This window comes from Nocardia sp. NBC_01009 (assembly GCF_045208035.1).
Lineage (GTDB): Bacteria > Actinomycetota > Actinomycetes > Mycobacteriales > Mycobacteriaceae > Nocardia.
Map to the genome: position 1 here is coordinate 479,144 of NZ_CP108695.1, position 12,130 is coordinate 491,273.

Annotated in this window: 10 protein-coding genes; 2 read left to right on the forward strand and 8 right to left on the reverse strand. The window is 67.1% G+C overall.

The genetic code is table 11. From position 1 onward, the window contains the following. Nucleotides 1-118: 118 nt before the first annotated feature. Nucleotides 119-901 carry an SDR family oxidoreductase gene (locus OHA42_RS02185; RefSeq protein ID WP_406234111.1) on the reverse strand — a complete coding sequence of 261 codons (783 nt, stop codon included), beginning with the start codon at nt 899-901 and terminating at the stop codon, nt 119-121. Between the two features lie 212 nt (nt 902-1,113). Between OHA42_RS02185 and OHA42_RS02190 the strand changes: the two genes are divergently transcribed. Next, the gene (locus OHA42_RS02190; RefSeq protein WP_406234113.1) at nt 1,114-2,142 is read left to right on the forward strand and encodes a hypothetical protein; all 1,029 of its coding nucleotides are present in this window, start codon (nt 1,114-1,116) and stop codon (nt 2,140-2,142) included. 42 nt (nt 2,143-2,184) lie between these two features. On the opposite strand, the gene OHA42_RS02195 is transcribed toward OHA42_RS02190, so the two are convergent. From OHA42_RS02195 to OHA42_RS02225, 7 genes are all read right to left on the reverse strand, one after another. Continuing rightward, on the reverse strand, nt 2,185-2,799 hold the full coding sequence (locus OHA42_RS02195; protein ID WP_406234115.1) for a TetR/AcrR family transcriptional regulator: 615 nt from the start codon (nt 2,797-2,799) through the stop codon (nt 2,185-2,187). A gap of 4 nt (nt 2,800-2,803) precedes the next feature. Continuing rightward, nucleotides 2,804-3,586 (reverse strand): enoyl-CoA hydratase family protein, encoded by a 783-nt coding sequence (locus OHA42_RS02200; RefSeq protein WP_406234117.1) that lies wholly within the window; start codon nt 3,584-3,586, stop codon nt 2,804-2,806. 162 nt (nt 3,587-3,748) lie between these two features. After that, entirely contained in the window at nt 3,749-4,909 is a 1,161-nt protein-coding gene (locus tag OHA42_RS02205) for an acyl-CoA dehydrogenase family protein (protein ID WP_406234119.1), read from the reverse strand. A 222-nt stretch (nt 4,910-5,131) separates the two neighbouring features. Then, on the reverse strand, nt 5,132-7,135 hold the full coding sequence (locus OHA42_RS02210) for an acetyl/propionyl/methylcrotonyl-CoA carboxylase subunit alpha (RefSeq protein ID WP_406234121.1): 2,004 nt from the start codon (nt 7,133-7,135) through the stop codon (nt 5,132-5,134). 8 nt (nt 7,136-7,143) lie between these two features. Next, complete coding sequence (locus tag OHA42_RS02215) at nt 7,144-8,742, reverse strand: carboxyl transferase domain-containing protein (RefSeq protein ID WP_328406910.1); 1,599 nt, start codon at nt 8,740-8,742, stop codon at nt 7,144-7,146. Beyond that, entirely contained in the window at nt 8,739-9,887 is a 1,149-nt protein-coding gene (locus OHA42_RS02220) for an acyl-CoA dehydrogenase family protein (RefSeq protein ID WP_406239003.1), read from the reverse strand. Before OHA42_RS02220 ends, OHA42_RS02215 begins: the two co-directional genes overlap by 4 nt. 79 nt (nt 9,888-9,966) lie before the next feature. Next, nucleotides 9,967-11,682: an acyclic terpene utilization AtuA family protein gene (locus OHA42_RS02225; RefSeq protein WP_406234123.1), complete on the reverse strand. Its 1,716-nt coding sequence runs from the start codon at nt 11,680-11,682 to the stop codon at nt 9,967-9,969. Nucleotides 11,683-11,859: 177 nt separating this feature from the next. Between OHA42_RS02225 and OHA42_RS02230 the strand changes: the two genes are divergently transcribed. Beyond that, nucleotides 11,860-12,003 carry a hypothetical protein gene (locus OHA42_RS02230; RefSeq protein ID WP_406234125.1) on the forward strand — a complete coding sequence of 48 codons (144 nt, stop codon included), beginning with the start codon at nt 11,860-11,862 and terminating at the stop codon, nt 12,001-12,003. Nucleotides 12,004-12,130 lie beyond the last annotated feature (127 nt).

Genomic DNA, 12,130 nt, shown 5'->3' on the forward strand with positions numbered 1-12,130 from the left:
AATCCCGCGAAAAGTGTTGTGCCGCAGGCTTGATGCTTGATGCTGATGAGCACGAAAGCAGTTCGCCCGGCGACTCGTCGCCGGGCGAACTGTGTTTCGGTGGAGCGTATTACGGCCGTCAGTTGGCCGCCGCGTAGTTGGCCTCGACCCACTCGGCGAAGCTGGGGCCCGCCAGCTTGGCGTGCGCACCGGGCAGCAGGCCGCCGTTTTCGAACTGCTCGCGGTCCGGGTTGGCCGAGTCGCTGCTCTCTTGGATCTGGGCCGGGTGGCCGACACGGGCGGCCAGCGTTGCGGCGGCGCCTGCCATCGTCTCCGGCTGCGGGCCCGCGACCTCGGGGAACGGTCCGTCGGTCGATTCTGGTGCCGGGTTGACGGCCAGCTCGACGAGGGCCTCCGCGACCGTGCGGGCGGCAACCAGCTGGGTGCGCATGTTCGGCAGGTACGCCACCTCGCCCTGGGTTCCCCACTGGGTCATGACCTCGACCAGCTCGTGGAACTGCGCGGCCCGCAGGATCTGCACCGGCAGCGGCCCTTCCAGCAGCGCCGCCTCATGGGCGAGCTTGGCGGCGTTGTAGCCCGCGACGGAACCATCGATGCCGATGATGGACACCACGACCAATCGCTCGACGCCGGCCTTCTGCCCCGCCTCGTGCAAGTTCTTGGCAGCGGCGCGGAAGAACTCCGTCGCGATGTCCTTGTCGGGGGACGGCGTGCTGGACGCGTCGATGACCACCTCGACCCCGTCGAGCGCCTCGACCAGCCCCGCGCCGGTCTCGATATCGACCCCATTCTTCCGGGAGAACGCGACAACCTCGTGGCCCTGCTCGGTCAGCACATCCACCACGTGGCGGCCCAGCCGTCCGGTCGCTCCGACCACTGCGATCTTCTTGGTGTTCGACATGATTCCTCCTGCGTTCAGCTGCGGTATTCCGCGTTCATCGAGAGGACGACACAGCCCGGGCGAGTGTGACATCACCACGAACACCGACCGAAAGACATCGCCCGTGATCACGGGGGAACTGGTTGCTCGCGCGGTGGATTCCTCGAAATACCGTGCACAGCGCTCCCTCTGCGCGGGTCGACAAGCGAAATACCGGTCGATAGCGTGCTGGGGTGACTGGAGGAAACGATCAATTGCTGGATGCCGTCGCGGACTTCGAGCGTGCGGTGCAAGGAGACGAGCCGCAGGACATGGCGCAGGCGCACGGCGAACTGCGCCACCTGATCGGCGACGCGAATCCGGCGGCGCTGACACAGGCCGGTCCCCGGCTGGCCGCCGTGCTGGAGGATGTGCCGCTCGGCGGCCGAGCGGATATCGCGGCCATGATCGGCTACTGCGTCGAGGTCGGCGCCGACCCGGTCTCGTGCGCACCCCCGGTGCTCGCGAATCTCGCGAAAGCACTGGATGGCGCAACGGAATTGATCGAGCAGTGGTCGGCCGCCATGGACCTGGAACTGCCGGCCCCCGAGGATATCGACGAGGAGAGCGAACTATTGGGGCCGATGTTCGAGGCGTTCGGCCCGCAGGCCACCCTGTCCTGGTTGACGCTGTCGCCGTGGGTGACGGCATCGCTGTCCATGCTGCAGCGCAAGGCGGTTCGCAAGCGCCTCGGCCCCATCCGCGAGCTGCTGACACAGCGTTATCAGACCTACCTCGAGGCGTCCGGCTCGAACGGCAAGGACATCGACTACGCGTTGCTGGTGTTGGACGACGAGCCGCTGATCGCCCTGGACCGTGACACCGGCACCGGCTACCGACTGCGCATGAGCGGGATCGCCGACAACTTCCAATTGCAGACGCTGCTCGGGGACGCCCTCGTCGGTGGCGGATATCTCGCTGGAGAGCCGCCGTCGGCCGAGGCAGTCGCGGTCTCGCGCGATAGCGACGGCCGGGTACCGACCGTCGGCTCATTCATGTTCCACGCCCCCGACGGGACACGGATCTGGAACGAGGGCACACCGTCCGATATCCCGGTCATCGACGGCGCCCGATTGCTGGTGCTCGACGAGATGCCGTATCCACATCATTTCCCGGCACTGCGGTACTTCCCGAGCATGGTCGCCGAGCTCGAGCTGGATCGGGCACTGAGCCCGACAGAGTGCGCCACGTGGTTCGCGCATGTGCGGCCCGGCGAGCGGTAGATCTGAATTAGCTGCCCGGCCAAATTAGATGGTCGGCCTGCGTCAGCGGGGCGCGTTCAAGGCGGCATGCAGGGTCGCCGACCACTGATGGACGATTTCCTTGCGGCGCGCGGAGTCGTCGGTGAGGACGTCGGCCAGGCCGAGGCCGCGGGCCAGGTCGAGGGTTGCCTGCACCAGATGGTGGGCGACGGGGTCGGTGTCGTCGACGCCGAGGGCCGCCACCGCGCGGCGGTGGGAGATACGGCCGAATTTGGCTTCCAGAGGGACGATTCGCTCGCGCAGAGCCGGGTCGGCCGCGGCGTGGGTCCACACCTGAAGTGCGGCTTTGAACAGCGGACTCGTGTAGGACTCGACCAGACCGGCGACCACGGCTTCGGTGCGGGCGACGCCGTCGGCGACGGCGGCGACCGTCTCGGCTTCCGCTCGAGCCTGGTCGGTCCGGGTGTCGAACATGTACTCGAGTGCGGCGGTGATCAGGTCTTCCCGGGTCGGAAAATGGTGCTGTGCCGCACCACGCGACACCCCGGCCCGTTCGGCAACCACCGCAACGGTGGCGGCGACCCAGCCGGTTTCGGCAAGGCAGTCGATAGTCGCCTCCAGCAGCCGCTGCCGGGTGGCCCGGCTGCGGTCCTGCTTGGGTTCGTGGGGTGTCGCCATGGGCTTATTCTGCCCAGCTCGGTGGGCGGCGCTGCAGGAAGGCCGTCATGCCCTCGTGCACCTCGGGGGTGCCGAAGAAGCTCGCGGAACGTTTGGCGAGCTCCTCGGCCGACACATCGAACTCGGCCAGGATGGCCGCGTTCACCAGCCGCTTGGCCTCGGCGAGGCCCTGCGGGGACCCCTTGCGCAGCTCCGCGCACAGCCGCGCCACCTCGGCCGCCGGATCCGCGGCGGTGACGGTGACCAAACCGATCTGCTCGGCGACGTCGGCGCCGAACTTCTCACCGGTGAGGTAGTAGCGGCCGGCCGCGCGTGGGCTGAGCCTGGGCAGCAGGGTCAGCGAAATCATGAACGGCGCCAACCCGATTCGCACCTCGGTGAGGGCGAAACTACTGTCGGGACCGGCGACCACGATGTCGCAGGCGGCGACGATGCCCATACCACCGGCACGCACATTGCCGTCGATCTGCGCGATCACCGGCTTCGGAATTTCGACGATTCCGCGCAGCACACCGATCATCACCCGGGTGCGCTCGTCGGCGGCCACGGCCGGATCGACGTTGCTCGCCTCGGTCAGGTCGGCACCTGCGCAGAAGGTATTGCCGGTGTGGGCAAGCACGATTCCCCGCACCGCCGGATCGGCCGCCGCGTCGTCGAGGCCCTTCAGCAGCTCGGCGACCAGCTTCGAGGACAGCGCGTTGCGGTTGTGCGGTGAATCGAGGGTGAGTACCGCGAAGCCGTTACGGACCTCGTAGCGCACGTACGGCGCGGTGGATGTCTCGGTCATCGAGTCTCCTGTGTCTCTGAGATGCTGCCGGTCATGCGGTGCCCGCCGCCCCGGCAGCTACCCGGTCATGTCGCGCAGACCGAGGCATTCCGTGGATCCCGGCACTGGCCGGGATCCACGAAACCGCTCCGGAAGGCGATGTCGATCGGGACGACATGGGCATCAGTACGATTTCGGCAGGCCGAGGGAGTACTGGGCGACGAAGTTCAGGATCATTTCGCGGCTGACCGGCGCGATGCGGCCGATCCGCGCTGCGGCGAGCATGGCGGCGAGGCCGTACTCCTTGGTCAGTCCCGCACCACCATGGGTCTGGATGGCCTGATCGAGCGCCTTGATACTCGCCTCTGCCGCAGCGTATTTCGCCATGTTCGCGGCCTCGGCCGCGCCCATCTCGTCGCCCGCGTCGTAGAGCGTCGCGGCCTTCTGCATCATCAGCTTGGCCAGCTCCAGCTCGACCTTCACCTGGGCCAGCGGATGCGAAATGCCTTGGTGCGCACCGATCGGCGACTTCCACACCGTGCGTTCCTTGGCGTATTCGACCGCCCGCTCGATGGCGTAGCGGCCCATACCCACGGCCATCGCAGCACCCATGATGCGTTCCGGGTTGAGCCCGGAGAACAGCTGCATCAGCGCCGCGTCCGCGCTCCCGACCAGGGCGGTCGCGGGCAGCCGCACGTCATCGAGGAACAGCGTGAACTGGTGGTCCGGCTCGATGATGTCCATTTCCTGCGGCGTCTTGTGGAAGCCTTCGGCATCGGTCGGCACGATGAACAGCGCGGGCTTGAGCTTGCCGGTCTTGTGGTCCTCGGTGCGCGACACGATGAGCACCGCCTCGGCCTGGTCCACACCGGAGATGAAGATCTTGCGGCCGTTGAGGATCCAGTCCTCGCCGTCGCGGCGCGCGGTGGTGGTGATCTGGTGCGAGTTCGACCCGGCATCCGGTTCGGTGATGCCGAAAACCATCTTGCCGCTGCCGTCGGCGAGCTTGGTCAGCCATTCCTGCTTCTGCGCGTCGGTGCCGAATTTGCTGATAATGGTGCCGCAGATGGCCGGTGACACCACCATCAGCAGTAGACCCGCGCCCTGGGCGGCGAGCTCCTCCATCACCAGCGACAGCTCGTACATGCCCGCGCCACCGCCGCCGTACTCCTCCGGCAGGTTCACCCCGAGAAAGCCGAGTTTGCCTGCCTCGTCCCACAATTCGGTGAGCGGCTCGTTCTTGCGCGCCTTCGGGAGCACGTAGTCGCGGTAGTTGTACTTCGACGCGAGCGCGGCGACCGCCGCCCGCAGCGCCTTCTGCTCTTCGGTTTCGATGAAACTCATGCCTCCGCCTCGCTGACGCTCGGCTCCGGCATGCGTTCCGCACACTGGCACATGATTCGTTCGCTTCGCTCTCTCATGCCTCCGCCTCGCTGACGCTCGGCTCCGGCATGCGTTCCGCACACTGGCACATGATTCGTTCGCTTCGCTCTCTCATTCAAATCTCCTTTGTCATGCGGTAAACCCGCACCCGGTCGGCCTCGATGATCGCTGCGCGATGGCTTCTCATCGGGCCTCCTGGTTGTCTTCGACGACTGGATCCACGACGGCGAGCACGGCGCCCACATCGACCTGCTGGCCGACGGCGACGTTGAGGGCGCTGAGCACCCCGGCGGCCGGGGCGGAGATGGTGTGCTCCATCTTCATCGCCTCCAGCCACAGGATCGGCTGGCCCTGTTCCACCAGGCTGCCGACCTCCGCACCGAGCCGAATCACGCTGCCCGGCATCGGCGCGAGCAGCGAACCGGTGGCCACCTGGTCGGCCGGGTCGCTGAACCGCGGCAGCCTGCGCACGCTCACCGGGCCCAACGGCGAATCGATGCACACCAGATCGCCATAGCGCGCGACCGCGAATTGCCTACGCACGAGGCCACGTTCGCCGGGCACCGCGAGCACGACCCGATCCGGCGTTGCCTCGACCAGTTCGAGACCGTCGTGACCGTCCACCGTCACGCCCTCGCGGGTGCAGAGGTAGCCGATGTCGTGGATCCCGGTGGTCCGGCTCTCGTAGGACTTGCGCTGCGATTGCGAGGGCAGGTTGCGCCAGCCCGCGGGAAAACCGCCGCCGACCCGTGCGGAGCGACGATTGGCTGCCGCATCCGCCAGCGCGGCCGCGACGATCGACAGCGCTTCGTCGGCCTCGGACGCCAAGGGCGCGGAGAGCGCCTCCAGTCCATGGGTGGTGAAGAACGCGGTATCGGTGTCACCGGCGAGGAAAGCCTGGTGCCGCAGCACACGCACCAGCAGATCGCGGTTGGTCACCAGACCGTGAATCTTCGCGCGGTGCAATGCCGTAGCCAGCAACCGTGCCGCCTCGGCGCGGGTGTCGGCGTAGGAGATGACCTTGGCCAGCATCGGGTCGTAGTACACACCGACGACCGAGCCGTCGACGACACCGGTGTCGAGGCGCACACCCGGCCGATCGAGAACACCGAATTCGGTTGTCACCGAAGGGATATGGATGCGGTGCACCGTGCCACTCTGCGGCTGCCAGTCGTGTGCAGGATCCTCGGCGTACAGCCGGACCTCGATCGAGTGTCCGCGCATCGCGGGAGCCGACGCGGCGAGCTCACCGCCCGCCGCGACCTCCAGTTGCGATCGCACGAGATCCAGTCCGGTGGTGCATTCGGTGACCGGATGTTCCACCTGCAGCCGGGTATTCATCTCCAGGAAGAAGAACTCGCCCGCCTCGTCGGCCAGGAACTCCACGGTGCCCGCACCGGTGTACCCGATCGCACCCGCGGCAAGACGGGCCGCCTCGAACAGCCGCTCCCGCATTCCCTCGGTCCGTTCGACCAACGGGGAGGGGGCCTCCTCGATCACCTTCTGGTGGCGACGCTGAATGGAGCATTCGCGCTCACCGACCGCCCAGATGGTGCCCTGGGTGTCCGCCATGACCTGCACTTCGATGTGCCTGCCCGTTTCGAGATACCGCTCGCAGAACACGGTGGGATCACCGAACGCGGACTCGGCTTCGCGGCGCGCCGCAGCGATCTGCGGCTCCAGCTCGGCGAGGGCGCGCACCACGCGCATCCCGCGACCGCCGCCACCGGCGGACGCCTTGATGAGCACCGGCAGGTGCTGCTCGGTGACCTCGGCGGGATCGAGTTCGGCGAGCACGGGCACGCCTGCGGCATCCATCATCTTCTTGGCGGCGACCTTCGAACCCATCTGTTCGATGGCTTCGACGGGCGGGCCGATCCACACGAGCCCGGCGGCCAACACGGTACGCGCGAATTCGGCGTTCTCGGAGAGGAATCCGTAGCCCGGGTGGATGGCGTCCGCGCCGGTGGCCAACGCGGCCTCGATAATGAGCTCACTGCGCAGATAGGTTTCCGCGGGGGTGTTACCCGGCAGCCGCACCGCGGCGTCGGCCTCGGCGACATGCGGTGCGGCGGCATCCGCGTCGGAGTAGACCGCGACCGTGCCGATACCCATGCTGCGGCAGGTGGCGAACACACGCCGCGCAATCTCGCCGCGGTTGGCAACCAGGACATTCGTGATCTGCATCGCGGGCCTCACATTCGGAAGACGCCGAAGCCATCGGCGCCCTTGATCGGAGCGTTGTGAATGGCCGACAAGGACATTCCCAACACCGTGCGGGTATCGCGGGGATCGATGACGCCGTCGTCGTAGAGCCGACCGGACATGAACATCGCCAGCGACTCGGCCTCGATCTGGGCCTCGATCATGGCGCGCATCCCGGCGTCGGCGTTCTCGTCGAACGGCAGCCCCTTCGCCTCCGCGGCGGCGCGGCCGACGATGGAGATCACACCCGCCAGCTGTGCACCGCCCATGACAGCGGATTTCGCACTCGGCCAAGCGAAGACGAAGCGCGGATCGTAGGCACGCCCGCACATGCCGTAGTGCCCCGCACCGTAGGAGGATCCCATCAGCACCGAGATGTGCGGGACCTTCGAGTTGGAGACGGCATTGATCATCATCGCGCCGTGCTTGATGATGCCCTTCTGCTCGTACTCCTTGCCGACCATGTAGCCGGTGGTGTTGTGCAGGAACAGCAGTGGCGTGTTCGACTTGTTGGCCAGCTGGATGAACTGGGTGGCCTTCTGCGATTCCTCGGAGAAGAGTACGCCGCGCGCGTTGGCGAGGATGCCGACCGGATAGCCGTGCAGCTCGGCCCAGCCGGTGACCAAGCTGCTGCCGTAGAGCGGCTTGAACTCGTCGAAGTCGGAACCGTCGACAATGCGGGCGATCACCTCGCGCGGATCGAACGGAATCTTCAGATCCGGCGGGACGATGCCGAGCAAATCGGCCGGGTCGTACAGCGGATCGATCACCGCGGCACGCGGTGCGGGCCCTTGCTTTTTCCAGTTGAGCCGCTTGACGATGGCGCGTCCGATGCGGATCGCGTCCTGCTCGTCGAGCGCGTAGTAGTCCGCGAGACCTGAGACCCGCGCGTGCATGTCCGCGCCGCCGAGCGACTCGTCGTCGGACTCCTCACCGGTGGCCATCTTGACCAGCGGCGGCCCGCCGAGGAACACCTTGGAGCGCTCCTTGATCATCACCACGTGGTCGGACATGCCGGGGATGTAGGCGCCACCGGCGGTCGAGTTGCCGAAAACCAGTGCAATGGTGGGGATACCCGCGGCAGAGGCCTGGGTGAGGTCGCGGAACATCCGGCCGCCGGGAACGAAAACTTCCTTCTGCGTCGGCAGATCCGCGCCACCGGATTCGACCAGCGAGATCACCGGCAGCCGGTTCTCGCGCACGATGTCGTTGATGCGCAACGTCTTTCGCAGCGTCCACGGATTGGAGGTGCCGCCGCGCACCGTCGGATCGGGCGCGACGATCATGCACTCGACACCCTCGACGATGCCGATGCCGGCGATGGTGCTCGCGCCGACGTGGAATTCGCTGCCCCATCCGGCGAGCGCACACAGCTCCAGGAACGGGGAGTCCTCATCCAGGAGCAGCTCGATGCGTTCGCGCGCGGTCATCTTGCCGCGCTTGCGATGCCTGGCCAGCTTGTCCGGGCCGCCGCCGGCGATCGCCTTGGCGAACTCGGCCTCCACCTCGGTGAGCTTGGCGGTCATCGCCTCGGCGGCCGCCGTGTACTCCGGCGATCCCGTGTCGAGGGTGGTGCGTAGTGTCGTCAAGACTGGTACCCCAATCGTTTCGCCGCCAGACCGGTCAGGATTTCGGTGGTGCCGCCGCCGATGCCGATGATGCGGATATCGCGGTACTGCCGTTCCACCTCGGATTCGCGCATGTAGCCCAGCCCGCCGAACAACTGCACGGCCTGGTTGGCCACCCACTCGCCCGCCTCGACGGCGGTGTTCTTGGCGAAGCACACCTCGGCGATCAGATCGGTTTCGCCGTTCGCGCTGCGCTGCGCCACATCTCGGGTGTAGACCCTGGCCACGTCGATGCGGCGCGCCATTTCGGTCACCGTGTTCTGCACCGACTGCCTGCTGATCAGCGGGCGGCCGAAGGTCTCCCGGTTGCGCACCCATTCCAGGGTGAGGTCCAAGCAGCGCTGGGCCTGCGAATATGCCTGCACCGCAAGGCCGACACGCTCGCTGACGAACGCGCCCGCGATCTGATAGAAGCCGGAGTTCTCGGCACCGACCAGATTCTCCACCGGCACCCGGACATCCACGTAGGACAGCTCGGCAGTGTCGGAGGCGAGCCAGCCCATCTTCTCCAGCTTGCGGCTGACCGTGAACCCCGGTGTGCCCTTCTCCACCACGAGCAGTGAAATCCCAGCGGCGCCAGGGCCGCCCGTGCGCACCGCGGTGACAACGAAGTCGGCACGGACGCCCGAAGTGATGTAGGTCTTCGCGCCGTTGACGATGTAGTGGTCGCCGTCGCGGCGTGCGGTGGTGGTGAGGTGGCCGACGTCGGAGCCGCCGCCCGGCTCGGTGATGGCAAGCGAGCCGATCTTCTCCCCGGCCAGCGTCGGGCGCGCGAATCGTTCGATCAGGTCTTCGTTACCGGAGGCGATGATGTGCGGCACCGCGATGCCGCAGGTGAACAGCGAGGCAAACAGGCCGCCGGAACCGCCGGCCTGGTGCAGTTCCTCGCAGACGATCATCGCGTCGATGCCGTCACCGCCGGAACCGCCCACGGATTCGGGGAATTGGATGCCGAGCAGGCCTAGCTCGCCCGCCTTCTTGTGCAATTCGCGCGGGATCTCGCCGTTGCGCTCCCAGTCGTCGAGATACGGGAGGACCTCGCGCTCGGCGAAACCGCGTACGGTGGCGCGCAATTCGCGCCGCTCGGGGGTGTTCCACGGGCTCACGGCAACACTCACAGCCCCGTCACCTCCCGCTTTCTTTCGACGGCTCGAGACGAGGGTGCGCTCGGCGCGTAGTGCTCACTCATGGCAACAGCTCCACTGGGATATCGATATGACGCGAGCGCAGCCATTCGCCGAGCCCCTTGGCCTGCGGGTCGAATCGGGCCTGGTAGGCCACGCCCTTCCCGAGCAGGCCTTCGATGATGAAGTTCACGGCGCGCAGATTCGGCAGGACATGCCGGGTGACGGTCAGCGCGGCGGCTTCGGGCAGCAACTCCTTGATCCGCTCGACAGTGAGCGTGTGCACGAGCCACCGCCACTGCTCGTCGGTGCGCACCCAGACGCCGATATTGGCGTTGCCACCCTTGTCGCCGCTGCGCGCCAATGCGATCGTGCCGAGTGGTTCCCGGCGGGTTTCGCCGGCGGGCAACGGTTGTGGAAGTTCGGGTTCGGCAACGTCGGCCAGTTCCAGCGTGTCCGACGCGGGCGCGATCTCGACCCTGGTGCCCTCCGGCAGCACCGCCGCGTGCGGCACCTCGGTGGCATCGACGAATCCCGGTGTGTACACGCCGTACGGGGAACCGTTGCCGGGCAGGCTGGTGAAGCTGGTGCCCGGGTAGCTGGCCAGCGCCAGCTCGACCGCCACGTTGGAGAAGCCACGGCCGACCTTGTTGGGGTCGGGATCACGAACCACGCAGCGCAGCAGCGCGCTGGCCTGCTCCTCGGTGTCGGCGTCCGGCCGGTCGAGGCGAGCCAGCGTCCAGCTCAGTTCGGCGGGCCGCACGGGCAGCCAGGACTCCAGCTGGCGTTGCGCCAGTTCGGCTTTCGCCTCGATATCCAGCCCGGTGAGGATGAACTCCATCTCGTTGCGGAAGCCGCCGAGCGTGTTCAGCGAGACCTTGAGCTGCGGCGGTGGCGCTTCACCGGTCACGCCGCTGATCTGCACGCGGTCGGGGCCGTCCTGGTCGAGCCGGATGGTGTCCAGTCGCGCGGTGACATCCGGTCCCGCGTAGCGCGCGCCCTGGATCTCGTACATCAGCTGCGCCTCGACGGTATCCACAGTGACCGCGCCGCCGGTGCCGTGATGCTTGGTGATGACGCTGCTGCCGTCCCTGCGCACCTCGGCGATCGGGAAGCCCGGGCGGCCGAGATCGGCCAGTTCCTTGAAGAATGCGAAATTGCCGCCGGTGGCCTGGGTACTGCATTCGATCACGTGACCCGCGATGACCGCACCGGCCAGCTGGTCGTAATCGGTTCGCCCCCAACCGAAGTGGGCGGCGGCCGGGCCGACGATCACCGAGGCGTCGGTGACCCGTCCGGTGACCACGATGTCCGCGCCCGCGCTCAGGCATTCGACGATGCCCCAGGCACCGAGGTAGGCATTGGCGGTCAGCGGCGCGCCGAGGCCGAGTTCATCCGCCCTCCCGAGCAGGTCGTCACCCTCGACATGGGCGACCTTGGCATCCAGACCCAGATCCGCGGCAACCTTGCGCAGTTTCTCCGCGAGGCCGGCCGGGTTGAGGCCGCCCGCATTCGTGACGATCTGGACGTTGCGCTCGAGCGCGAGCCCGAGGCAGTCCTCGATCTGCCGCACGAACGTCTTGGCGTAGCCGAGGCTCGGATCCTTCATCCGGTCACGGCCGAGAATCAGCATGGTCAGTTCGGCGAGATAGTCACCGGTGAGCACATCGAGCTGCCCGCCTTCGAGCATCTCGCGCATAGCACTGAGCCGATCACCGTAGAACCCGGAACAGTTGCCGATCCGGATCACATCCGAATCGGCGGCCAGCATACGCATCAGCTGGGAGGCCCTCCTCTGCGGCGAACCGTCCCGGCGCCGCCGCATTGCCGCACCGGTGAAGTCCGCGTACCAGAGACCAGCATCACATCCGATCCAGAAAAAAGCAAGCACGCGTGCTTGTTAATCGCGCACACCCACCTAACCCCCCCGCAACCTGCGAGTAAGCTCCCCGCCGTGTCCTCCATCCTCCTACTCGCCCTCGCCGGATTCCTCCTCGGCGGCGCCTACTCCACCTGGAAGACCCTCCGCCCCCTGTCGATCGCACTGGGCGTATGCGCCGCCCTGGCGGTGGCAGGCGCGATCGCCTGGATGAACTAGAACAACACCCCGCACAAGCTGACGCGTATCCAACAAGGTCGCGACAATCCCTACGCACCCACTCGCCACGATGACACCGGCCGAGCGCAGCGAGACCCAGCACTAAAGTTCACGGCCGTTCACGCCC